Consider the following 22,744-nt stretch of genomic DNA (forward strand, 5'->3'; position numbering starts at 1 on the left):
ACCAAAAACCAGGGAGTAACATCATGTTTACCTACCAGGCTCCGAAAGACCTGCTGAAGGATAAAGTCATACTGGTAACCGGAGCCGGCAGTGGCATCGGCCGGGTCGCCGCCCTTACCTACGCCCGCCACGGTGCCACCGTCATTCTACTAGGCAGAAGCATTGAAAAGCTGGAAGCGGTGTACGATGAAATTGAACGCAATCAGTGGCCTCAGCCAGCCATCTATCCACTAAACCTGGAAAGCGCGGGTGATATCGATTTCAGTAATCTTGCAGAAACCATTGAGAACGAATTCGGTCGGCTTGATGGTCTGTTACACAACGCCAGCATTCTAGGTGAGCTGAAACCCATCAGCCAGTTTCCCACAGAAACCTGGCTGCGCATCATGCAGGTTAATCTGAATTCCGCCTTTATGATGACCCGGGAACTGCTGCCCCTGCTCCGGCTGTCAGAAAAAGCATCGATAATTTTTACTTCGTCCGGAGTGGGTCACCAGGGACGGGCGCACTGGGGAGCCTATAGCGTGTCAAAATTTGCCACTGAGGGTCTGATGCAAATCGTGGCGGATGAGGAAGACGGTATCAGCCCTGTGCGTGCCAACAGCATTAACCCCGGTGGCACCCGTACCGCAATGAGGGCAGCGGCCTTTCCGGGAGAAGACCCGGAAACACTACCCACACCGGAAGACATAATGCCGGTTTACCTTTACCTGATGGGGGACGAAAGCCAGGATATCAATGGCCTGGCTTTTCATGCCCAGCAGTAAAAATGCAGTCACTGGCCCTGACTGAAAGTCGGGGCGGCAAACGACTGTTTCAACGGCGTTGTCAACAAAAAAGAACTTATTTATCACTACACTGAGAACAAACACTTCCATAGACTTTATTTCTTTTCGTCTATTCTGATGCGGTCACTCTTATCTCAAATAGAATTATCACAATCAGAATTATGAAAATTCGACGTTTTATAGAAAAGAAAGCGGACATGAAAGTTTTGGCCGCTCTATTACTTTCACCATTACTCAGCTCACAGCCCCTCTTTGCCAATAGCTTTGATCAGAAAGCTTTAAACAACGAAGTTATCATTGCCGCAAACTGGCAACAGCATTCCGGGGAATACTGCGCTTACTTTTATCAGAGTTTTAACGGCGCAACCGATCAACTGGAAGCTCTTTTGACAAAGGCACCTGAAGGTAAAAAGCCTGCAATAATCACCGATATTGATGATACTCTGATATCAGGCACCCGTTATTTTACCAGTATGGTTGACACTCATGAGTCCCGAAGTATTGAGCGATCCAGGTTCTGGTGGAATCATCAAGAGACGAAAGCACTGCCAGGGTCCGTTGAATTCCTGCAAAGGGCCAATAGTATGGGCATTGAAATATTCTATATCAGCGGCCGTTTTAACGATGTAAAAACCATTACTATTAATAAACTTAAGCAATTGGGTTATCCGGTTAACGGTGAAAGTCATGTGATTCTCCAGGCAGAAAAAAACATTACCCTCAGCAAAGAAGACAAGCGACAGCACATCATAAAAGCGGGCTACTACCCGATCATGCTGTTTGGTGACCAGCTGGACGATCTTGGTGAGGTTGTTAAAGGTCTGTATCCGGAAAAGAAAAAGTGGGTAAGTCAGCATCAGGATAAACTTGGCAGCCAGTGGTTTATTTTGCCAAATACCGTTTATGGATTCTGGGAAGAAGCCATCAGCAAAGACTACCGAACACTGAGCCCAGCAGAAAAACACCGGGTTCGCATCCGGCAAGTTAACGACACAGAGTTACCAGTGCCTATTCCCGAGAGCTACCGGCAGCATATTATCATGGCCGATCTCTGGGTCAGGAAATCTGCAGATTTCAATGCCACCGCTATTCAGACTTATAACCTGGCCAGCAAGGCTCTTGAAGCCCCTGAAAACCGCTACGCCACTGATCGGGCAATTATTGTTGATATTGATGGCACGCTAATAGACTATCCTCCGAATCATTTAATCCCACCTCTTTGTAAAGCATTCCCTGAACCTGAAGAGAAGATGAGGAACTACGAAAAACAGCTTCAATCTACCTCTATTCCCGGTGCCAGAGAGTTTTTAAACAAAGCGGCCGCCCTGGGTTATGAAATCTTTTATCTAACAGCCCGGGAGCACTCTTCCGGCCGCCCGGGCCATAATGGGGACGTAGAAAACTTTACTTTAAAACAACTTGCTGCCAATGGATTCCCCAAAGTTACGCAGACCAACCTGCTGAACCGCTCCAAATATTGTCCGGTCAATAAAAAAAGCTGTGATAAAGAGCACCAGAGAAAAGCCATTATGTCCGGAAGGATCAACGAAAAAAAATACGATGTCAGGCTGTTTGTCGGTGACCTTCTGGATGACTTTGATTTAAAAGAGCAAGGGTTATCCCCTTTCGATCGGGCTTCCGTTGAAAAAACCAGAAACCTGTACGGAAGAAAATATTTTATTATTCCCAATCCGGTCAACAAAACCTGGATGCGGCAGTACTATTCACAGATTGCAGGAAAAGATATTTGCCAGTTGAGTGATCAGGAACGTTCTGACATTCGCAGAAGCCTAATAGAAGATTGGCCTGAAAAGGATCTATACAAAGCGGCCCAGGCCAGCACATCATTTCAATAAGTTTGATGTGTACAGTCTCCTTTCACCTTGAGCGAAGTCCAAGGGTGATTGGCAAAGTATAACAGTGTCGCCCAACAGGCGGCCTATTACCATTTGATCAAACTGCCATTTTCCATTCGCAAGACCTGATCCATGTTTTCCAGGGCAGTCCGCTTATGGGTGATCATAATGATGGTGCTGTCTTTGAATTGACCCAAAACGGTATCCATCAATGCCTGTTCGCTGTGAACATCCAGCCCTTCCCCCGGCTCATCCATCACCAGTATCGGGGCCGCTTTCAGCAAAGCACGGGCAATGGCCAGACGACGCTGCTCTCCGCCGGATAAGGCAATGCCACCCTGCCCCAGCCAGATATCCAGCAGATCACCATCGTTTTCCCTGGCAGCAGCAAGCCTATTCAGACCTGAATCGTTAACGACTGCTAACAGAGCCTCATCACTTGCCGCTGGTGCGGCCAACAGCAGATTCTCCCTGAGCGTGGCACTGAACACATGGGTTTTCTGAGGAACAAACGTGATGGCCCGGTAAAGTGCCTGTTCTGATAATTCCTGAATCAGCTGTCCATCCAGTAAAATCCTGCCACCAGAGGGCTCCAATCCACGACTCAATAGCTTGATCAGCGTTGATTTACCGCATCCGGTTTTACCGAGCAGAGCAATATGGCTGCCTGCAGGAATGTGGAGTGATAGCTGATTAATGACTGGCTGGTTATTGGCATCGCTGTTATTGGAATAGTGACAGGAGACCTCAGTAAACTGAATCTCACCCTTTAATACTTCTCCTGTTGCCTTTTCTGGAAATGCAACCACCGGTGAATCCACCACCTGGCGCAAACGACTCGCCGCCTGTCGTGTATGACTGAGAAACTGAAAAGCAACGGGTAACGGCATCAGCGCTTCAAAACTGGCCAGCATCCCAAACACCATCATAACCATTACCGGCCCACTGAACAGGTCTGCACTCATCTCACCACTGGCGATATACAACACCAGTAATGCCGCCGCACCGGAGCCGGAAACAAACAGGGCGGAGCCAAAGCCTTCCATCACAGCCATGCGGGACTGGTCGGCAACCAGTTTCTGTTCTGATTCAGCCATCGAGGCACGACTATTGGCATCACTGCCGTAGATCTGCTGTTCCGCCATGCCCTGCAGATAATCCAGCACCTCCTGGCGCAAACGCGCCTGCCTGACACCCATTGACTCCCCGGTCCTGCGACCCAGGACATAAAACAACAACGGCATGGCGATAATCCAGAGCATCATCACCAGCAATACCACCATAGCCACCGCAGCACTGAAAAAAGAGATAAACAGTGAAAACAACAAAGCAACACTAACAGCAGACAGCAATGGGCTGACCAGCCTCAGATAGAGTTGATCCAGGGCATCAATATCAGCCACCAGCCGATCAAGCAGCTCGCCTTTACGGTACTGTCCGAGCTGCTCTTGGGAGAGTGGAATCAGTTTACTGAAAAACCAGCTGCGCAGGCCTGACAACAGCCGGAAAGTGGCATCATGGCTGACCAGACGTTCTGCATAGCGGGCAGCAGTACGGGCAATGGAAAAGCCTCGAACGCCCGCCCCTGGGGTAAAGAAGTTAAAGGTCTGGGCCGTGGTAAAGGTCAACCCGGCGATGGCGGTGGCGGTAATAAACCAGCCGGACAGTGAGAGCAGGCTGAGACTCGCCAGCAGGGTAACCATTGCCAGCAACACACCTAATGACAGCATCCCCAGATGCTGACGGTACAATTTCAGGAAAGGCCACAGGTCATTCATCGTCCATACTCCCACTGTTCATGTGGATGAACTGCTGATACAGAGAACTTTCCCTCGCCAGCGTTGCCGGAGCACCGTCAGCCACCAGCTTTCCTTTTTCCAGCATCAGGATCTGATCCATGGCCTTGAGCTGACTGATTCGATGGGTAATGGTAATGACCGTACAGTCTTCAGGTATGGCATCCAGGGCATCCAGCACCAGGCTCTCACTGACAGAATCCAGGCTGGCTGTCGGTTCATCCAGAATTAATAACCGCACCGGCAATACCAGAGCCCTTGCCAGGGCAATCCGCTGGGCCTGACCAACCGACAGGTTACCGCCCTGCTCCTTAAGCACGCTGTCCAGGCCACCCGGCAGGTTTGCCAGAATATCCATACCCTGAGCTTTGCCCAGCGCGTCGAGGCACTGCTCACGGGAAACTGCGCGCCCAAAGGCGATATTGTCATAAACAGAGCCATGGATAATCAATGGCTGCTGACCCAACCAGGCAATCCCTTTACGCCAGCTGTCGAGCCGGGTATCCGCCAGCGATTGCCCGCCTGCCTTTATTTCACCCTGGTAGTTCCAAAAGCCCATCAGCGTATTAATCAGCGTTGTTTTACCGGCACCGCTGCTGCCAACAATACCGACCCGGGTTCCGGGTTCGATCTTAAACGACAGACGATCAAGCAAAAGCGGCTGTTTATTGCCTGAAGCATCCGTTGTCAGCGGGTTAACTGCGGACCTGATGGTTGCCGACACGGATAGCTCTTTTACCTCCAGAGTCAGCGGCATTGCCTCTGGCAAAGACAACCCGCCATGGTGTGCTTCCGATTCTTTCCGGGATAATACGTCCAGAATCTCTTCCGTCGCACCAACCGCTTTGGCCCTGGCGTGATAATAGGTTCCCAGCTCCCGCAGTGGCTGATAATACTCAGGCGCCAGCAGCAACAGAAACAGCCCGGTATACAGTGTCACTTCACCACCAAAAGTAATATGACCCAGAAAACTCATCCCCAGAAACACCGCCACCAGCGCAATGGACACCGAAGCAAAAAACTCCAGCACCGTAGATGACAGAAAAGCCAGACGGAGTACCTGCATGGTTTTTATCCGAAAGTCTTCACTGGCATCGGCCAACTGTGTTTGTGCAAAGCTGGTTCGCTGAAAGAGTTTCAGCGTTTCCAACCCTTGCAGCCGATCCAGAAAGAAGCCCCCCAAGCGTGAGAGTGCCTGAAAGTTTTTTCGGTTAGCCTGTGCGGCTTTCATTCCTACCAGAACCATAAAAACAGGAATCAGTGGCGCTGTTCCCAGGAAAATAATGCCCACCACCCAACTCCGGGGGAAAGCAACCACCAGCATAATGGCCGGTAACATCACCGCCAGAGCCATCTGCGGCAGGTATTTGGCAATAAATTCCTGAAGCTCTTCCACCTGCTCGACAACAATCGCCGACCAGCTACCGGCAGGCCGCTCAGCAATCACCAATGGCCCAAGGCGACGTAACTTATCCAGCAATAGTTTACGCACTTCTACCCGAACACAGGCACCTGCCCGAAAACCACAAAACTCACGCCCCCAGGTGCAGGCTCCACGGGCAACAACCAACACCAGAACCCGGAAAAAATCGTCCGTCAGCACCTCCCGGGTGGCTCCCTCCATCACCAGCTGATGGATCATTCCTGCCATGATCGAAGCCTGAATAATCAGCAAGACACCATTGAGCAGACCAAGGCCCATGGAGATCAGTAGCCAGTGCCGGGCCGACCCTATCTGCCGTAACAACCAGCGATAGGCCTGCTTCTGTGTACTTTGACTCATCTTTTCAATGTATTTCCCGGACTACTGACCACTTGCAGTGCATTGTACATAACTTGATCGGTACTCACCACGAGGACTGGTTTTCAAGTACTTCCGCCCCCTATAATTACGGGTCAAATTTATTTTGTGATTCAGCTCTTGCTAAAAGAGTGTCCAAAAGGACAGCTTCTTCCGTCATTCAACCATTGGTCACCATGCTTCAAAATATTCGCATCATCCTTATCAATACCTTCCACCCCGGCAACATAGGCTCCGCTGCCCGGGCCATGAAAACCATGGGCCTGAGTGACCTCTGCCTGGTGACACCGCAACGATTTCCCGCGCCGGAGGCGGACTCCATGGCGGCCGGTGCCCTGGATGTGCTGGAGAACGCCCGGGTATTTGACTCACTGGATGAAGCCATTGCCGATTGCGCCCTGGTCATTGGCACCAGTGCCAGAACACGCACCCATTCGTTTTCACGCCCGATGCTGGGGGCTGAAGCGTGCGCTGAGAAACTGCTCTGTGAATCACGCCAATCGCCGGTTGCCCTGGTATTTGGCCAGGAAACCATGGGTCTGACCAACAGCGAGCTGGAAAAGTGCCACTTCCATACCAGTATTGATGCGAATCCGGAGTACCCGGTGCTTAATGTTGCATCAGCCATTCAGATTCTCTGTTATGAGATCTTCAAGGCGTCACTGAATAAAGAGAACCACTGGCACGGTGAAACACCGGAACAGGAATACCCGCTGAATCAGGAGCTGGAAAAGTTCTACGAGCACCTGGAAACCACATTGACTGACATCAATTTTATTATTCAACAACACCCGGGGCTGGTCATGACCCGGCTGCGTCGCTTGTTCAACCGTGCCCGCCCCGAAGCCAAAGAGCTGAATATGTTGCGGGGCATTCTGGGAGCCGCCCAGAAAGCCTCCGGAAAAAGCCGTGACTGAGGGTGCTGTGCATACCGTTGAGGAACTCAACCCCATTGCCTTTCCCCTGATTAACCGCTTTTTTAAAGAGAACGGGCACAAGGGAAAAGCGTCGAGTGAGGAGCGGGTCTGGGTCGCCCGCTGCGCAAAGGGAAACATTATCGCTGGCCTGAGGGCCAGTCCAAAATCCGATGGTTATTTGCTGAGAAGCGTCCAGGTAGCCAGCAATGCCCAAAGAAAGGGTATTGGCTCGTTCTTTTTGAGCGAAGTCCTGAAAAATCTAAACGCTGTCAACTGCTGGTGCTATCCCTACGTTCACCTTGAACTTTTTTACCAGAGAGCAGGCTTTTTCAGCCCGGAGCCGGACAGTGTACCTTCTGATATCCTGGCCCCTTACCTGAGGTACCGGCAACAGGGGCACACTTTTTTATTGATGGCCCGTTGCCCGAAGCAGGCCTGAAATTTCTTCGGCCCGAAGCAATCGATGGTGATTCGGTTCGATACCGTCCAGCAGTAAGTTCACCATACGAATACGTTGTAAATCCATGACCCGATAACCCAGCGCCTGGCACATTCGACGTATCTGACGATTAAGTCCCTGGGTCAGGACAATCGTAAAGGTATCACTGGCGACTTTCTCCACCACACAGGGCTTTGTTGTGACATCGCCGTAGCTGACACCCGCCGCCATGGACAAAAGAAATGCTTCATCAACTGGCTTGTCGACATTCACCCGATACTCTTTTTCATGGTAATAATCCGGATGCAGCAGGGCCTGGCACAGTTCACCTTGGTTGGTCAGCAGCATCAAACCGTGGGAATCCTTGTCCAGCCTGCCAACGGGAAAAATCCGCAAATTGTCATTCAGGGCAGGTAAATGGTGAACAATACTGGCCGGATCCTCGACATCACAAACTGAGTCAACGCCCACTGGTTTGTTGTATAGAAAGTATAGTTTTTCAGTTACTGATTTTAGTTCGTGACCATTGACCATTACACAGTCACTGTCTGTTATTCGATCAATATGCAATCCCGGCCTGCCATTAACCAGCACACAACCACTGTCAATCAGTCGTGAAGCCTGCCGCCGTGAGCAATAACCAGCGTCCGCAATAAATTTGGAAAGGCGAATCATAAACAATTTTCAGGTATTATCCGCCTTTTAAATCAATAACAATTCATAGATACGGATATGTTAAAACAGATTTTCAAAATTTCAGGCCTACTCAGCATCCTGTTCACTATGCTTATAACTTCACTGCCTGCAGCGGCAACCATCAATGATGCAGAAGCCATTAACAAAGCGGGTCGTCAGCGAATGCTCAGTCAGAGGATCGCTAAAAGTTACATTATGATTGGCTCCGATGTAAATCCGGATCAAGCGACAGCTGACCTGGATACCAGTATGGCCCTGTTCGAGCAGCAATTTCTTGAACTTATGGATTACGCCCCTAACGATGAGATTCGCAACAGCTTGAATGATGCCGCCATCACCTGGCAGGCGTTCCGTTTAAAAGTCCTTGAAACACCAACGCGCGAAAAAGCGTTGACCATTCTGGCACTGAGTGATGAGCTTCTGGCTCGCAGTGAAACCGTGGTTAAAGCGATCACCGAACACGCCGGACATAAAGCCGGTCAACTGGTGAATATTTCCGGCCGACAGCGAATGCTCAGTCAGCGTATCGCCAAACTCTATATTACCCGGGCGTGGGGTGTTAAGGATCCGTCGGTTGATCAATCATTGGATCTGGCCATTGGTGAGTTTGGCAGCGCACTGACAACCCTCCGCCAGTCAGAACTAAACTCCAGCGATATCAAACAAAAGCTGGCGAAAGTCCAGAGTCAGTGGGATTTTACCAATGCCGGATTCAAAATCAGCCACCAGGGCCATTTTGTTCCTACCGTGGTCTCAGTAACAACCGAATCGATTTTGAAAAAAATGAACGACCTGACCTACGACTATGAACAGCTAATGATAAAATCCAATGGCTGACAGAACATAACCTGCCTCCGGTTAACAATGGAGGCACTTTCTGCAGAGTCATTGTTTACACTGCTGCCAGTAGCTCTCCATCTCTTCCAGCGTGAGCTGTTCAAAACGTTCTTCATGTTCGGTAGCGAGGGCTTCCATTTTCCGGAACCGATGGTCAAATTTATGGCAGGCCTTGCGCAATGCCATATCGGCATCAACACCGAGGTGCCGGGCAAGATTGACACAGGCAAATAACAGGTCACCCACCTCTTCCGAAATCCGCTCCTGACTTTCACTTCTGGCGGCACGGATTTCATCCAGCTCTTCGTGAATCTTGTCAAATACCGGCTCTGGCTCCAGCCAGTCAAAACCGACTCTGGCCGCTGCCGCCTGAATTTTTTCGGCACGCTGCAAGGTTGGCAACATGGCTGGCAAATCATCAGGCATGGCTGAGTCACTCTTTTTGGGGCCTTTCTGTTTTTTTTCTTCGGCCTTTATTTCCTGCCACTTCTGCTTGACCTGTTCAGACGTCAGCTGTTGTTCGGTAGAAAACGACTCAAGACTTCCATCAGGAAAGACATGGGGATGTCGGCGCAGCAATTTTGCCAATAACCCCTCACTAATATCGGCAAAGTCAAAAAAGCCGCTTTCTCTGGCCATCTGGGCATGGAAAATCACCTGAAATAACAGGTCACCCAGCTCTTCTTTCAGGTTGTCGTAATCTTCCCGCTCAATGGCTTCGGCAACTTCGCAGGCCTCTTCCAGTGTGTAGGGGGCGATGGTGGCGAAGGTCTGTTTCAGATCCCATGGACAACCATGTTCTCTATCTCTGAGTCTGGCCATCAAAGTAATCAGATCATCAATGGAATGTGACAAACCCGGCTCCTGAAAGAATGTAAACGGATGAAAAAGGAGGGGATTCCCACGCAAGGCGTGAGAATCAGCAGGATAACTTAACTCATTTTACGATGGCGAACAGCATCGATAACATTGGGCAACTGACTAACCTTGGCAAGGATACGCCCCAGGCTCTCCAGACTCGGAACTTCCATAGTCAGCAGCATGCTGGCTAAATGCTCTTCCTTGCTGGTCCGGGTCTGCATAGACAGAACATTCACCTTATCGTTAGCCAATACCACGGTAATATCTCTTAACAGGCCCGGGCGGTCATAAGCCGTAATGATAACATCAACCGGGTAACTGTAGTCCGGACGAGTTCCCCAGTTAACTTCTATCAGGCGCTCCGGCTCACGACTGCGCAAAGAGAGCGCCGTGTTACAGTCTTCCCGGTGAATGGTTACACCACGACCAACGGTGATATAGCCGATAATCGGATCCCCCGGCACCGGCTGGCAGCAACCCGCCATCTGAGTCAGCAGATTACCGACACCATCAATGGTAATGGTGCTGTCCGATAACCGTTCCTGTTGTGGCTTGGTGCGAATTTCAAACGTCTTCTCCTCTTCCGGCGCAACCTGCTTCTGCGCCAGGGAAACCACATGGCGAAGCTTTATGTCACCGGCACCAATACCGGCAAACATATCATCCGGTGACAGGCAGTTAACTGCCTGGGCAAGCTCCGGGTAATTAACACTCTGCAACGCCTGACGTTTAAGCTCCAATTCCAGCAGGCTCTGACCATCGGCGATATTGGCGTCCCGATCCTGTTTTTTGAACCAGCTGGTGATCTTGGCCCTGGCTCGACTGGTGGTGACATAGCCAAGATCAGGATTCAGCCAGTCCCGGCTGGGATGGGCATTAGGGGCAGTGAGGATTTCCACCTGATCGCCGGTTTTGAGTTTATGGGTTAACGGGACAATACGACCGGCAACTTTTGCGCCTCTGCAGCGGCTGCCCACTTCTGAGTGAATCCGGTAGGCAAAATCGATCGGGGTGGCTCCCACCGACAGATCAACCACATGCCCATCTTTGGTAAACACATAGATTCGGTCTGGCTCGACATCCGCACGCCACTGACCACCCAGCTCGCCCAGATCACCAAGGTCTTCATGCCATTCCATCACCTGACGCAGCCAGGAAATTTTTTCCTCGTAGCTGTCACTGCGGCTATTAACGTCAGTGCCCTTGTACTTCCAGTGTGCGCAAACACCCAGCTCTGCTTCCTCATGCATATCATGGGTACGTATCTGGACTTCAAGGGTTTTGCCTTCAGGGCCAAACACCGCCGTGTGCAGGGAGCGGTAGCCATTCTCTTTCGGAGTGGCAATGTAATCATCAAATTCCTTGGGAATATGATTCCAGAGCGAGTGCACCACCCCCAGTGCCGCATAACAATCGCGGACTTCATGGGTGAGAATACGGACCGCACGAATATCGTAGAGATCACGGAAATCGACGTTTTTCCGTTTCATCTTCCGCCAGATGCTGTAGATATGCTTCACCCGACCACTGACATCCCCCTCAATCCGTGCATCCGACAGTGATGCTTTCAGGGCATCTACGACGTTGGTAATGTATTTCTGGCGATCCAGTCGTTTGCCATCCAGTAACCTGGCAATTTTCTTATAGTCCTGGGGTTTAAGGTAGCGGAAGGAGAGATCTTCCAGCTCCCACTTGATATAACCAATACCCAGCCGATGGGCCAGCGGCGCATAAATTTCAAACACCTCCCTGGCAACCCGCTGACGTTTCTCCTTACTGGCATGCTGAACAGCCCGGATAGCGCAGGTTCGCTCAGCCAGTTTGATCAGGGCAACACGGACATCGTCAATAATGGACACCAGCATCTTACGAACTTTTTCCAGCTGGTCCTGACGATGATCGAGAACCTGCTTTCTGGGGTTCTGGATATTGCTGATGGCCGCCATGCCCTGAACGTCTTTGATCAGACCGGCAACTACCTTGCCAAAATTCTCTTCCACCTGGTCAAGAGAGAGTTTGGTTTCACGAACAGCCCGATAGAGGACCGCAGCAACCAGGGTATCCATATCCAGTTTCAGCTCGGCCAGGATCTCGGCCATTTCCAGACCGGTCCGGAAACACCCTTTTCCAGTAGGCCAGACTGTTTCTTCAGATTCGAGAGACCGCTGCAATGCCAGCAGTTCAGCCTGTTGGGCCAGCTCACAGGCCTCCCTCAGACTATCCGTATCACCAACGCCGTAACGTTCCTGCAGGCGATTCAGCCAGGCATCCAGGTCGACACTGCCGTCGAAGAGCTGGGGCTGATCCTCTCTGACCTTGACCATCTATTCCATTCCATCTCTTTCTGTAAAAATGATGCCCTGTCAGGCGTCGGGCTAGGAGGCTGACCGAGAATAGCGCCCGTAGCGAGGATGGCAGAAAATTGAGGATAAAAATTCGGTTTTGTGAGGTGAATAGCGGGGCTATTTGCCGAACAAAAGCGGATTTTTAGACCAATTTGCTGCCACCGCAGTAGGGCAGTCTATTCTCGGACAGGCTCCTAGACTACTACCCCAAAGCAGCCATTAACAGGCTACTTTCCAATAAATTACTGTTTGATAATCTATGACCTGACAAAAAGCGCCATGGACTCAACATGAGAAGTTTGCGGAAACATATCCATTACACACAAACGCTCAAGCCTGAAACCATGGGAGACCAGACTTCCGGCATCCCTGGCAAGGGTTGCCGGATTGCAGGAAATATACAACAGTCGGTCAGGCAATAAACAGGCCAGTTGCTCAATCATAAAATCCGCACCGGCCCTGGGGGGGTCCAGAACCACTATATCGTAATGCTCTTTTGCCCAGGACTCAGTGGTGAAATCACTGGACAGGTCTGCGCAGTGAAAACTTACATTACTCAAACCATTCAGACCGGCATTTTTTGCCGCCTGGGCAACCGAACCCGGTGAACCCTCAACCCCCGTCACATGGCCTGACTTTTTCGCCAGTGGCAGAGAGAAATTACCCAGGCCACAGAACAGGTCAAGCACTTTATCGGATGCCTGCGGAGAAAGCCACTGGATAGCCTGCTCAACCATCGCCTGATTAATCACCCGGTTGACCTGGGTAAAGTCCTGTGGCCGGAAGTACAGCTGTACTCCTGATTCAGGCAGCGAGTAATGCAATGCGGCTGCGGCATCGTCGTCAGATCTGGCAGGATATAAAAGCCGAATGTTCTCCGGACTACCCTGCAGGTACAGCAACAGCTGATGGGCAGAAGCAAACGCTGCCAACAGGGTTTGGTCTTCTTGCGACAGAGGACGAATATGACGCAGCAGTAACCCTCGCCCCTGCTCTGCCAGAAAGCACTCCACATGGGAAATGGCTTCCCGGCCTGTTAACGTTGGCAAAAATGACTTCAGCAGTAAGGGCATCTCCTGCAAAGGCTCTGCCAGTATGGGGCATTCATTAATGTCACAGATAGCATTACTGCCCTTTTCCCGAAAGCCAAGGCTCAGTCTGCCTTTGCGCCAGCGGATGGCAAAACGACAACGGTGGCGATAGCCATAGGGTGGAGAAACCAGTGGTTCCTCAATGTGTTCAGGCACAACATGGGCAAATCGCCTTAACTGATCGAGAACGATGTGCTGCTTGCTGTCAAGCTGCCCTTCATGGGACCAGTACTGCCGGCTGCAGCCTCCGCACTGACGAAAATGGGCACAGGTATGCTCACGGCGCTCGGGTGATGCCGACAGCACTTCTGTTACACGGGCATTGATAAAACGACGTTTGTCTTCCAGAACCCGGACACGAACGGTTTCGCCCGGCAGTGCCCCGTCAATAAAGAGGGTCTTCCCATGGTAACGGGCAATCCCGCGACCATCATGGGAAAGCCCGTCAATACGCACATCCTCATGAATAATAACAGGGGTTGAGGCAGCACGTTTAAAGCGCATAGAGTACTTCCAACATTCTCTTGAACATGAACAGCTCATGGCCGTTTAAAAGCGCAATTTTACCTTGGATATCGAGTACAACAAACCCGGATTCATACCTGCATACATTGACATTCAATCATGGCCAGAGAAACCAGTGGATGGTTTTCCTACAGAAATACGCCCGTGGAAAGATAACGATCACCACGATCACAGATAATCGCCACAATGGTGGCATGCTCTACGCTTTTTGACAGTCTCAGGGCAGCAGCAACGGCTCCCCCGGAAGAAACACCGCAGAATATGCCTTCTTCCCGGGCCAGCCGCCTCATGCATTCTTCAGCTTCTGTCTGACCAATATCCATCACCTCATCAACGGCAGAACGGTCAAAAATTGCAGGCAGGTATTCAGGACTCCAACGACGTATGCCTGGTATCTGAGCCCCCTCTTCCGGCTGCAGACCAACGATCTGAATGGCAGGATTTTTCGCTTTCAGATAACGGGAGGTCCCCATTATCGTCCCGGTAGTGCCCATGGAGCTGATAAAATGCGTGACCGCACCCTGGGTCTGCTGCCAGATTTCAGGCCCGGTGGTCCCATAATGCGCCAGGGGATTATCCGGATTGGCAAACTGGTTAAGCACCTTGCCCTGCCCCTGTTGCTGCATTTCCAGCGCTTTATCCCGGGCACCTTCCATGCCATTACTGACCAGAATCAATTCTGCTCCATAAGCACTCATTGCTGCACGACGCTCGGCGCTCATATTGTCCGGCATAATAAGGATCATTCGATAACCGCGAACGGCCGCTGCCATGGCAAGTGCTATACCGGTATTGCCACTGGTAGCTTCAATTAATGTGTCCCCCGGGCTGATGGCATTGCGGCGTTCAGCCTCGGCGATCATGGACAGGGCTGGTCGATCTTTCACGGAACCGGCCGGATTTTGTCCTTCCAGTTTCAGTAGTATGGTATTTGAACTCTTCCCCTGCATACGCTGCAGACGAACCAGCGGGGTGTTGCCAATAATCGACTCTATTGTCGGATATTCCATGGACATATAACTTACGTAGACTTTATTATTCCGGCAATAATACAGAACAAAAGCCAAACAGGGAAAGGCAGTACCATGAAACAGCACCTTACGGCATTCCGCCAACGGATTCTTCTGCTCGCTTTTCTTCCCGGCATTGTTGTTTCCCTGCTGATGGGCGGTGTCTATCTGGTTAAGCGGTATCAGGAACTGGACAACCAGCTCATGGCCAAGGCATTGATTCAGTCTGAACGGCAGGCAGCCGTTGCCTCACTGCTGCTGGATAACCCCCGACATGAAGAGCTGCAAGCACTGATCAGCATGCTGCTGGATGACAGGGATATTCGTGCGGTAAGCCTGGTCGATGAGCAAGGCAGGGAGATTCTTCATGCCGGCCCAAAGCTCACGGCCACCGGAAATTTATCCTCGCTGCTGGAACCTGGCCAGCGCTGGTTCCGGAACGATCAGGTCATCCAGGTTGCCGACCCAATCATCAGCCCGGATACGACCAAAATTACTGGCTGGCTGATTACCGATTACGCCTACGCAGAAACTCATCTGACCCAATTTCGCTCTCTGGCGTTCAGCATTATTGTTGTCTCCATGGGGTTATTGGTTGCATTGATCATTAGCCTGAAGCTGGGCAGTGGTGTTACCCGCCCCCTGGACCGTATGGCAAGGGTCATTGATCGCATCAAGGATGGCTTCTTCGATACCCGACTGCCAGACAACCCTGGCAGCCTGATGTATGAACTGGAATCGTCTATCAACATTATGCTCAATGGCCTGCAGAGCAAACATCAGAAGATGACCAGTCATATTGCCCAGTACAATGATGAACTACAGGAAACACTGGAAACCATTGAAATTCAAAATGTCGAGCTGGACCTCGCCAGAAAGGAAGCACTTGAAGCAAGCAGGAGCAAGAGCGAATTTCTGGCCAATATGAGCCACGAAATCAGAACACCGCTGAATGGCATTATTGGTTTCTCCAACCTGATGCTGAGCTCAAGGCTCACACCGCAACAATACGACTATGTCAGTACCATTGAGAAATCCTCTCAGGGACTGCTGACGATGTTGAATGATATTCTTGATTTTTCCCGTATGGAAGCCGGAAAGCTGGTGCTGGACCCCCAACCCGTCTGCCTGCGGGAGATCGTTGAGGATGTTATGACGTTTATGGCACCTGTTGCCTATGGTAAATCGTTGGAAATTGTCCACTTTATCTACGACGATGTTCCTGAACATATCATCATTGATGGACTGCGGTTGAAGCAGATCCTCACCAACCTGATCAGCAACGCCATTAAATTCACCAGTTATGGTTCCGTTGCTGTGCGAGTAATGCTGGATCAGGAAGGCAAGCCTTATCAGCAAGAACGTAATGAGCCCCTGACCCTGAGAGTTTCAGTGGCGGATACCGGCATTGGCCTTACCCGGGAGCAACACCACAAACTGTTCCAGGCTTTTTCCCAGGCAGACTCCAGTAAAACACGCAAATCCGGGGGAACCGGGCTTGGGCTGTCGATTTGCAAAAACCTGGTTGAGCAAATGGGTGGAGAAATTGGCCTGGAGTCCGATCTGGGTCAGGGAGCAACCTTCTGGTTTACCTTTAAAACCACCCTGAATAACAAAAATGGTGAACCGGCTGTTGCTGATGGTTGTGAGCAGGAAGACTTGGCACCAACACTGCTGCACGGCCAGAAAGTACTACTTATCGAAACCCATGAGCTGACCCGGCTATCGATTTTTCACTTACTGGATAAACTGGGTGCAAATATCACCGCAGCAGCCAGCATCCAGCAGGGAATGTCAGCAAACAAGACAAATATCTCCTACGACTATATTTTCATCAATCCTGATAATATCGAACCGGTTCAGGGAATCACGCAGTTAACAGCCTCCTATAGCAACGCCCGCATTATTGTACTCAGTTCGACAGGAATAACAGGTGCTATGGATCCTGCTCTTCCGGACGGTACTGATACTCTTCTGAAGCCCGTTGGACTGAACAGGCTGAAAGCACTGTTGGCGCGTATAAATACGGATCAGGAAGGCAAAGAGATTCATCATCAACAACAGATCAACAAATCCCTGAGTATTCTGGCCGTTGATGACAACCCGGTAAACCTGAAGTTGCTGAAAACCATTCTTGGCAATCTGGGGCAAGATTTGCAAACCGCAGAAAATGGTTTTGATGCCATTGAACTGTGCAGGCAGTTCACTTTCGACATTATTTTTATGGATGTTCATATGCCGGTCATTGATGGACTCGAAGCCACAAAACGAATTCGCAGTGAAATCCCGAACCACCAGCGCACCCCTATTATTGCAGTAACTGCCCATGCGCTACCCGAGGAGAAAAAGGTGCTGCTGCAAAGTGGCTTTGATGACTACCTGAGTAAACCGGTCAGTGAAAAACACGTCATCAGCATGATCAACCAGTGGGCAAAGAACCCTACCGAGATAATAGAGCATAGAGAATATTGTCCACCATCAAAGCCCGGCATCTCTTTACATCCGGCAATGGATCAACAGGAAAGTCCTGTGGATATCAACCTGGCGACGCAACTGGCTGCCGGAAACCGGGAACTGGCTCAGGAGATGCTGGTGATGATGAAAGAGGGACTTGATGACGATCTTGTAACTCTCAGAGATGGCTGGGCTGCCAATAATTATTCGGCTGTACTGGAACGGGTACACCGATTACACGGTGCCTGTCGTTATTGTGGAGTGCCAGAACTGGAGCGTATTTGCAACCGACTGGAAACACGACTGAAGAAATACAACACCCTGGACCATAATAAAGTCTCCGAAGACTTTCAATTATTGCTTCAGTCCATCACCCGTCTCAATCAATGGGAAATAGAGAGTCTGGAAACGGCTGAGTCATAATACCAGTTCCAAGCCGTTTATGAGGGTAGTGAGTCGGGCGCTATTGCGATGAGCAAGAGAGCTGATTCAGCTCTCCATTACTACAAAGGCAATCGCATTATCCTGCTCATCAGAAAGACTGAGGTGGAGCCGTTTAACCCCTCTTTGCTGCTGCAATTCAAGGCCATAATCCGATAAAAACAACTCAGGAGCGCCTGAAGTATTATTTCTTACCTCTATGTGCCGGAATGACAGCTTTCCGATTCCTGTACCAAACGCTTTGGCAACGGCCTCTTTCGCTGCAAAGCGCTTGGCCAGCCAGGCCGGTGAGGATGAACGTTGCTGCCATTGCGACAGCTCATGGTCAGTGAGGATTCTTCTGGCAAACGACTCGCCCAGACGACTGAGTGAGCGCTCAATCCGATCGATACGGACAATATCTGTCCCTATTCCAACAATCACTTAAAACGCAGTCCGTGCAGCTGCCAACATAAGGGCTTTCATCTCTCGCACCGCTGGTTTCAATCCCGTAAACAGGGAACGGGCAATGATCGAGTGACCAATATTCAGCTCATTGATACCGGCGATCAACGCAACAGGCTCAACATTCTGATAATTAAGTCCATGGCCGGCATTGACGATCAGCCCCTGTTCCAGACCAAATACAACCGCATTTCTGAGACGGTCAAGCTCATCCTGCATTGCTTCAGCTTTCGAAGCGTCAGCATAAGCACCAGTATGCAGTTCAATGGCAGGCGCCCCGGCCCTGACAGCGGCCTCAATCTGATCCATATCAGGATCAATAAACAGCGAGACTTCAATCCCCTGTTTTCCCAGACGCTCACAGGCGGGAGCCACACTGTCAAACAGGCCTTTCACATCCAGCCCGCCTTCCGTGGTGACTTCTTCCCGCTTCTCCGGAACCATGCAAACATGTTCAGGTTTGAGCTTTTCAGCAATGCCAACCATTTCATCGGTCACTGCCATCTCCAGATTCATTCGTGTCTGTAAGACATCACGAATGCGGAATACATCATGGTCCTGCATATGTCGGCGGTCTTCGCGCAGGTGCAATGTGATGCCATCTGCCCCGGCCTCTTCAGCTTCAATTGCCGCCTGAACAGGATCAGGGTAGCGAATCCCCCTGGCCTGCCTGATGGTTGCAATATGATCAATGTTGACACCCAGCAAAATACGCTGATGAGGAATCATAAATACACCTGTTGTAGAAAATGGCACATTGAATTGTGCGACCGTTATCGGGATTTAGAGAGTGCGCCATTTTCTACTAATGGCCTCTCCGGTGGCGATTGAGGTTTTCTGTTAGTGAACAGCATGCGGCTCTGCATAGGCCTGTCTCCGATAAGCGGTTTCATGGCCTGCCTGGTAAAACGCTTAAAACCCGGATAGAAATCAGCATTGGTGAAATCCCTGGCCGAGAGTGCCTGAAGCAACTCTGCGGTGTAGCAAAACGGTCTCTCATGGTAGCTGACTTGTCCATTGGTCGGTACCAGCCCATGCTCAGGTTCAAAGCGGTAAACCATACCTTCTTTTAAAGGCGTACCACTGACCACGTCCCAGTCAAGCGGTGGGGCATAGCCGCAGAGTTCCAACAAATCCAGCTCAAAGGAGCGGAGCAACGGTTCAAGAGGCGCGTTTTGATTAAGATGGGCCAGTATGTCCCGGTATAAATCCGTCACGCCATCCACCAGCTGCCCCGGAATCATTGATCTCATCAACAACTCATTGGCATAGAACCCACAATAAAGCCGTTCACCGGTCAGAAAGGTGAAGCGATCAAGCTCCAGGTCAACCAGTGTTTTCAGCTCACTTCGCCCTTTCCAGCGCACCAGTACCTGATGAAAAGGCTGTAACAGCGAAGCCAGCCGGGATTTTGACTGCCGTACTCCCCTAACCACCATGGCCACACGGCCATGGCCTTCCACTAAAAACTCAGCAATCACTGAGCGCTCTTTATAAGAGCGCCGATGCAGCAACCAGGCTTTATGGAATTCATTACCAATCACAGGTTGTGATCATACCCCAGACTTTTCAGGGCACGCTCATCGTCAGACCAGCCTGCCTTGACCTTAACCCAAAGGTTCAGCATAACTTTTGAGTCAAACATGTGCTCCATATCTTTGCGGGCCTCCTGTCCGATTTTTTTCAGTCGTGCTCCCCGGTCACCAATAACAATGGCTTTCTGGCCCGCTCTTTCCACAAGAATCAAGGCACTGATGGTCAACAGTGGACCTTTCGGCCGCAACTCATGCTTGAACTCTTCAATCTCCACCGTCACTTCATAAGGCAATTCATCACCCAGCTGACGCATGACCTTCTCCCGCACCAGCTCAGCGGCAAGAAAACGGGAACTGCGGTCCGTCAGCTGATCTTCAGGAAAATGATGGACGCCTTCCGGAATCAGCCGGGTAATCATTTCATCCAGCTGTTTCAGGTTATGGCCGTGCTGCGCAGAGATGGGCATCACCCCATGAAAATCCATTTTTGTTGACAGAGACTCAAGGTGCGGGATCAATTGAGCCTTATCCGTGATCTTGTCCACTTTATTAATCGCAAGAATAACCGGACAACGGGCACCCTGTACCTTGTCAAGGACCATCTGATCCTCTTCATTCCAGGTCAGGCGGTCAACCACAAAAACAATGGCATCAATACCCGCCAGGGCACTGCTGGCCGCTTTGTTCATATAGCGGTTGATCGCTTTTTTCTGCACCTTGTGCATGCCCGGCGTATCAACATAGACCGTCTGAATCCCCTGCTCCGTCTTGATACCCAGAACCTGATGGCGGGTAGTCTGGGGGCGGCGGGAGGTAATGGAAAGCTTCTGGCCGAGAAGGTGATTTAACAGGGTTGATTTACCAACATTGGGTCTGCCAACAATGGCGACGTAACCACAACGGCTGTGTTCCGAAGCCGGATCGGAAAGGCTTAGTTCATGAGCAGCGGGCTCTTCACGATTTACATCAGATGTCATCTGTTTTCTGCGCTCTTAATGATCAACGCCAAGCAACTTCAATGCATTGCGAGCCGCCTGCTGTTCAGCACCACGACGACTCGACCCTTCCCCCTTTGACGGCTCATCCAGACCTTCCAGTTCACAAATCACTGAAAAGTGCTGGTCATGAGCTTCCCCCTGAATATCTGTCACTTGATATTTTGGCAATGACTGCTGCCGCGCCTGCAAATATTCCTGCAAGCGGGTCTTCGGGTCTTTATTCTGTTCATCCGTCGTGGTCAGTTGATCCAGACGAGTGGTAAACCAGGTGCGAATTCGCTGGTGACAAACGGCCATCCCGGCATCCAGGTAAATCGCACCAATAATGGCCTCAACCGCATCCGCAAGAATGGACTCCCGCCTGAAGCCACCACTTTTCAACTCACCGGAGCCAAGACGAAGAAAGTCACCAAGCTCAAACTCCCGGCCAAGCTCGGCCAGGGTAACACCACGCACCATTCGAGCCCGCAGGCGGCTTAACTGCCCTTCTTTGGCATCGGGAAAACGCTCATAGAGGGCTTCAGCAATAACAAAGTTGACAATCGAGTCGCCCAGGAACTCCAATCGCTCATTGTTACGACTGCCAAAGCTGCGATGGGTGAGCGCCAGCGCCAACAGGCTCTGATTGGAAAATTCATGCCCTAACTTTTTCTGCAGTCGGGCAAGTTCAAGCGTTTTCACTGAGTTCCAGCTTTCCAGTTATGTTCAAACGTTAATACCAGATCAACGTTATGGAAAAAATGAATCCGTCGCTCGTAGTCAATATCGACAGCGACAACACCGTTTTCGCGGGTGACCTTAACCTCATTGCGATCAAGCTTGATCAGGTTTAGCTGCAACCCTTTATTTATCCAGGTTCTCACCTGGGTAACGGATGCAGTGGCAGAGCCTGGCCGGTCAGTTAATGAAGATACCACCTGCTTAACAGAGTGGTCATCCACATAAAAGGGCACAACCTTAACCGCAAAAGACAACAATAGTCCACCAATTAACAGGTAAAACAGCCAACTGACTGCACTACTGCCTCGTTGCCGGCTCTTCATACCATACATAAGACTCTCTCCTTAGACAGCTTACTCAATCACCCCGTTGTTCTTAAAGCCGGGAAGTTGAGTCCAGCTTGGCCAGTGCATCCAGATGTAAACCGCCTTACCGACAATATTCTGTTCAGGAACATAGCCCCAATACCGGCTGTCATTACTTCGGTCACGGTTATCCCCCATGACGAAGTACATGCCGTCAGGCACAACCCACTCTCCTTCAGCCCGAAAATCATGACTGGTCAGCTCTTTTCGAACCTGGTAGCGCTTGCCTTCATCACCTTCGTTATAGAGACGATAAATGGATCGGGCATCACTGAGTTGTGCCACAAACTCTTCAGGAACCGCCTGGCCGTTCACCGTCAGCCGCTTGTCCATATATCGCACAACGTCCCCAGGTAAACCGATCACACGCTTGATAAAGTTGATATTTTCTTTCCCTGGCTGTTTAAACACCATCACATCACCACGATCAGGCTCACCGATGGCAAGCACCTTGGTGCCTGACACGGGCAAACGCAATCCGTAACTGTATTTATTAACCAGAATAAAATCACCCACTTCCAGGGTCGGAATCATGGAGCCAGACGGAATTTGAAAAGGTTCGAACAAAAAGGATCGAATCACCAGAACAAACAGCAAAACCGGGAAGATAGACTTGGAGGTCTCAACCACGGCCGGCTCCCTGGCCAGCTTCTCAAGGGCGTCATCATCTCCGCCCTCGGCACCGAGCCTGGCAACAGCAGCCTTTCGCCTTGGTAACAAAAAAAGTCGGTCAATAAGTGCGATGATACCTGTAATAACAACCGACAGTACCAATAGCAGTGGAAAGTTAAAATCCATGGCTGTTTTTCTCTTATATAATCAATG

At 50.6% G+C, this 22,744-nt stretch carries 20 protein-coding genes; 6 read left to right on the forward strand and 14 right to left on the reverse strand.

All coding sequences use genetic code 11. The annotated features are described in order from the left end of the window. Window positions 1-23 precede the first annotated feature (23 nt). Window positions 24-767 carry a YciK family oxidoreductase gene (locus J7438_RS00665; RefSeq protein WP_209199661.1) on the forward strand — a complete coding sequence of 248 codons (744 nt, stop codon included), beginning with the start codon at window positions 24-26 and terminating at the stop codon, window positions 765-767. A gap of 218 nt (window positions 768-985) precedes the next feature. Beyond that, window positions 986-2,644 carry an HAD family acid phosphatase gene (locus J7438_RS00670; RefSeq protein WP_209275035.1) on the forward strand — a complete coding sequence of 553 codons (1,659 nt, stop codon included), beginning with the start codon at window positions 986-988 and terminating at the stop codon, window positions 2,642-2,644. Window positions 2,645-2,730: 86 nt separating this feature from the next. On the opposite strand, the gene cydC is transcribed toward J7438_RS00670, so the two are convergent. After that, window positions 2,731-4,422, reverse strand: a complete 1,692-nt coding sequence (gene cydC, locus J7438_RS00675) for a heme ABC transporter ATP-binding protein/permease CydC (protein WP_209275036.1) — start codon at window positions 4,420-4,422, stop codon at window positions 2,731-2,733. Continuing rightward, window positions 4,415-6,223, reverse strand: coding sequence for a heme ABC transporter permease/ATP-binding protein CydD (cydD, locus tag J7438_RS00680; protein ID WP_209275037.1), 1,809 nt, complete (start codon window positions 6,221-6,223; stop codon window positions 4,415-4,417). The genes cydC and cydD overlap by 8 nt, the downstream gene beginning before the upstream one ends. A 194-nt stretch (window positions 6,224-6,417) precedes the next feature. On the opposite strand from cydD, the gene trmJ reads away from it, so the two are divergent. Both trmJ and J7438_RS00690 read left to right on the forward strand, forming a co-directional pair. After that, window positions 6,418-7,158, forward strand: a complete 741-nt coding sequence (gene trmJ / locus J7438_RS00685) for a tRNA (cytosine(32)/uridine(32)-2'-O)-methyltransferase TrmJ (RefSeq protein ID WP_209275038.1) — start codon at window positions 6,418-6,420, stop codon at window positions 7,156-7,158. Beyond that, entirely contained in the window at window positions 7,151-7,597 is a 447-nt protein-coding gene (locus tag J7438_RS00690) for a GNAT family N-acetyltransferase (protein ID WP_209275039.1), read from the forward strand. The genes trmJ and J7438_RS00690 overlap by 8 nt, the downstream gene beginning before the upstream one ends. Here J7438_RS00690 and J7438_RS00695 read toward each other — a convergent pair. Next, the gene (locus J7438_RS00695; protein WP_209275040.1) at window positions 7,565-8,272 is read right to left on the reverse strand and encodes a pseudouridine synthase; all 708 of its coding nucleotides are present in this window, start codon (window positions 8,270-8,272) and stop codon (window positions 7,565-7,567) included. The genes J7438_RS00690 and J7438_RS00695 overlap by 33 nt on opposite strands. A 108-nt stretch (window positions 8,273-8,380) precedes the next feature. On the opposite strand from J7438_RS00695, the gene J7438_RS00700 reads away from it, so the two are divergent. Continuing rightward, the gene (locus J7438_RS00700) at window positions 8,381-9,130 is read left to right on the forward strand and encodes a type IV pili methyl-accepting chemotaxis transducer N-terminal domain-containing protein (protein WP_209275041.1); all 750 of its coding nucleotides are present in this window, start codon (window positions 8,381-8,383) and stop codon (window positions 9,128-9,130) included. Window positions 9,131-9,178: 48 nt separating this feature from the next. Here J7438_RS00700 and mazG read toward each other — a convergent pair whose 3' ends face one another. From mazG to cysM, 4 genes are all read right to left on the reverse strand, one after another. Beyond that, complete coding sequence (gene mazG / locus J7438_RS00705) at window positions 9,179-9,985, reverse strand: nucleoside triphosphate pyrophosphohydrolase (RefSeq protein ID WP_209275042.1); 807 nt, start codon at window positions 9,983-9,985, stop codon at window positions 9,179-9,181. Between the two features lie 77 nt (window positions 9,986-10,062). Continuing rightward, window positions 10,063-12,315, reverse strand: coding sequence for a GTP diphosphokinase (gene relA / locus J7438_RS00710; protein ID WP_209199654.1), 2,253 nt, complete (start codon window positions 12,313-12,315; stop codon window positions 10,063-10,065). Between the two features lie 278 nt (window positions 12,316-12,593). Continuing rightward, complete coding sequence (gene rlmD, locus J7438_RS00715; protein WP_209275043.1) at window positions 12,594-13,931, reverse strand: 23S rRNA (uracil(1939)-C(5))-methyltransferase RlmD; 1,338 nt, start codon at window positions 13,929-13,931, stop codon at window positions 12,594-12,596. Between the two features lie 149 nt (window positions 13,932-14,080). Further along, window positions 14,081-14,962, reverse strand: a complete 882-nt coding sequence (gene cysM / locus J7438_RS00720; protein ID WP_286196271.1) for a cysteine synthase CysM — start codon at window positions 14,960-14,962, stop codon at window positions 14,081-14,083. Between the two features lie 75 nt (window positions 14,963-15,037). On the opposite strand from cysM, the gene J7438_RS00725 reads away from it, so the two are divergent. Continuing rightward, the gene (locus tag J7438_RS00725; RefSeq protein WP_209275044.1) at window positions 15,038-17,839 is read left to right on the forward strand and encodes a response regulator; all 2,802 of its coding nucleotides are present in this window, start codon (window positions 15,038-15,040) and stop codon (window positions 17,837-17,839) included. 66 nt (window positions 17,840-17,905) lie between these two features. Here the strand turns inward: J7438_RS00725 and acpS are convergent, their stop codons facing one another. Genes acpS through lepB form a run of 7 tightly spaced genes read right to left on the reverse strand, consistent with a single transcriptional unit; the run spans window position 17,906 to window position 22,717 of the window. Further along, complete coding sequence (gene acpS / locus J7438_RS00730; RefSeq protein WP_209199651.1) at window positions 17,906-18,280, reverse strand: holo-ACP synthase; 375 nt, start codon at window positions 18,278-18,280, stop codon at window positions 17,906-17,908. Continuing rightward, entirely contained in the window at window positions 18,281-19,030 is a 750-nt protein-coding gene (gene pdxJ, locus J7438_RS00735; protein WP_209275045.1) for a pyridoxine 5'-phosphate synthase, read from the reverse strand. A gap of 44 nt (window positions 19,031-19,074) precedes the next feature. Next, complete coding sequence (gene recO, locus J7438_RS00740) at window positions 19,075-19,845, reverse strand: DNA repair protein RecO (RefSeq protein WP_209275046.1); 771 nt, start codon at window positions 19,843-19,845, stop codon at window positions 19,075-19,077. Continuing rightward, window positions 19,842-20,813: a GTPase Era gene (gene era / locus J7438_RS00745; RefSeq protein ID WP_209275047.1), complete on the reverse strand. Its 972-nt coding sequence runs from the start codon at window positions 20,811-20,813 to the stop codon at window positions 19,842-19,844. Before era ends, recO begins: the two co-directional genes overlap by 4 nt. Window positions 20,814-20,828: 15 nt before the next feature. After that, window positions 20,829-21,515 (reverse strand): ribonuclease III, encoded by a 687-nt coding sequence (gene rnc / locus J7438_RS00750; RefSeq protein ID WP_209199647.1) that lies wholly within the window; start codon window positions 21,513-21,515, stop codon window positions 20,829-20,831. Then, a complete protein-coding gene (locus J7438_RS00755) occupies window positions 21,512-21,886 on the reverse strand; it encodes a DUF4845 domain-containing protein (RefSeq protein ID WP_209199646.1) in 375 nt (124 codons plus the stop codon). The genes rnc and J7438_RS00755 overlap by 4 nt, the downstream gene beginning before the upstream one ends. Before the next feature lie 21 nt (window positions 21,887-21,907). Then, complete coding sequence (gene lepB / locus J7438_RS00760; protein ID WP_209275048.1) at window positions 21,908-22,717, reverse strand: signal peptidase I; 810 nt, start codon at window positions 22,715-22,717, stop codon at window positions 21,908-21,910. Window positions 22,718-22,744 lie beyond the last annotated feature (27 nt).

Origin of the sequence: Thalassotalea sp. G20_0, from assembly GCF_017744175.1 — a bacterium.
Lineage (GTDB): Bacteria > Pseudomonadota > Gammaproteobacteria > Pseudomonadales > Endozoicomonadaceae > Endozoicomonas.

Bases quoted from the DNA above. Each gene is read 5' to 3' on its own strand.
- trmJ (WP_209275038.1), top strand. From the start codon at position 6,418: ATGCTTCAAAATATTCGCATCATCCTTATCAATACCTTCCACCCCGGC.
- relA (WP_209199654.1), bottom strand. From the start codon at position 12,315: ATGGTCAAGGTCAGAGAGGATCAGCCCCAGCTCTTCGACGGCAGTGTC.
- J7438_RS00665 (WP_209199661.1), top strand. From the start codon at position 24: ATGTTTACCTACCAGGCTCCGAAAGACCTGCTGAAGGATAAAGTCATA.
- J7438_RS00695 (WP_209275040.1), bottom strand. From the start codon at position 8,272: ATGATTCGCCTTTCCAAATTTATTGCGGACGCTGGTTATTGCTCACGG.
- J7438_RS00755 (WP_209199646.1), bottom strand. From the start codon at position 21,886: ATGTATGGTATGAAGAGCCGGCAACGAGGCAGTAGTGCAGTCAGTTGG.
- J7438_RS00700 (WP_209275041.1), top strand. From the start codon at position 8,381: ATGCTTATAACTTCACTGCCTGCAGCGGCAACCATCAATGATGCAGAA.
- cydD (WP_209275037.1), bottom strand. From the start codon at position 6,223: ATGAGTCAAAGTACACAGAAGCAGGCCTATCGCTGGTTGTTACGGCAG.
- J7438_RS00670 (WP_209275035.1), top strand. From the start codon at position 986: ATGAAAGTTTTGGCCGCTCTATTACTTTCACCATTACTCAGCTCACAG.
- cydC (WP_209275036.1), bottom strand. From the start codon at position 4,422: ATGAATGACCTGTGGCCTTTCCTGAAATTGTACCGTCAGCATCTGGGG.
- lepB (WP_209275048.1), bottom strand. From the start codon at position 22,717: ATGGATTTTAACTTTCCACTGCTATTGGTACTGTCGGTTGTTATTACA.
- cysM (WP_286196271.1), bottom strand. From the start codon at position 14,962: ATGGAATATCCGACAATAGAGTCGATTATTGGCAACACCCCGCTGGTT.
- rlmD (WP_209275043.1), bottom strand. From the start codon at position 13,931: ATGCGCTTTAAACGTGCTGCCTCAACCCCTGTTATTATTCATGAGGAT.
- era (WP_209275047.1), bottom strand. From the start codon at position 20,813: ATGACATCTGATGTAAATCGTGAAGAGCCCGCTGCTCATGAACTAAGC.
- pdxJ (WP_209275045.1), bottom strand. From the start codon at position 19,030: ATGATTCCTCATCAGCGTATTTTGCTGGGTGTCAACATTGATCATATT.
- J7438_RS00725 (WP_209275044.1), top strand. From the start codon at position 15,038: ATGAAACAGCACCTTACGGCATTCCGCCAACGGATTCTTCTGCTCGCT.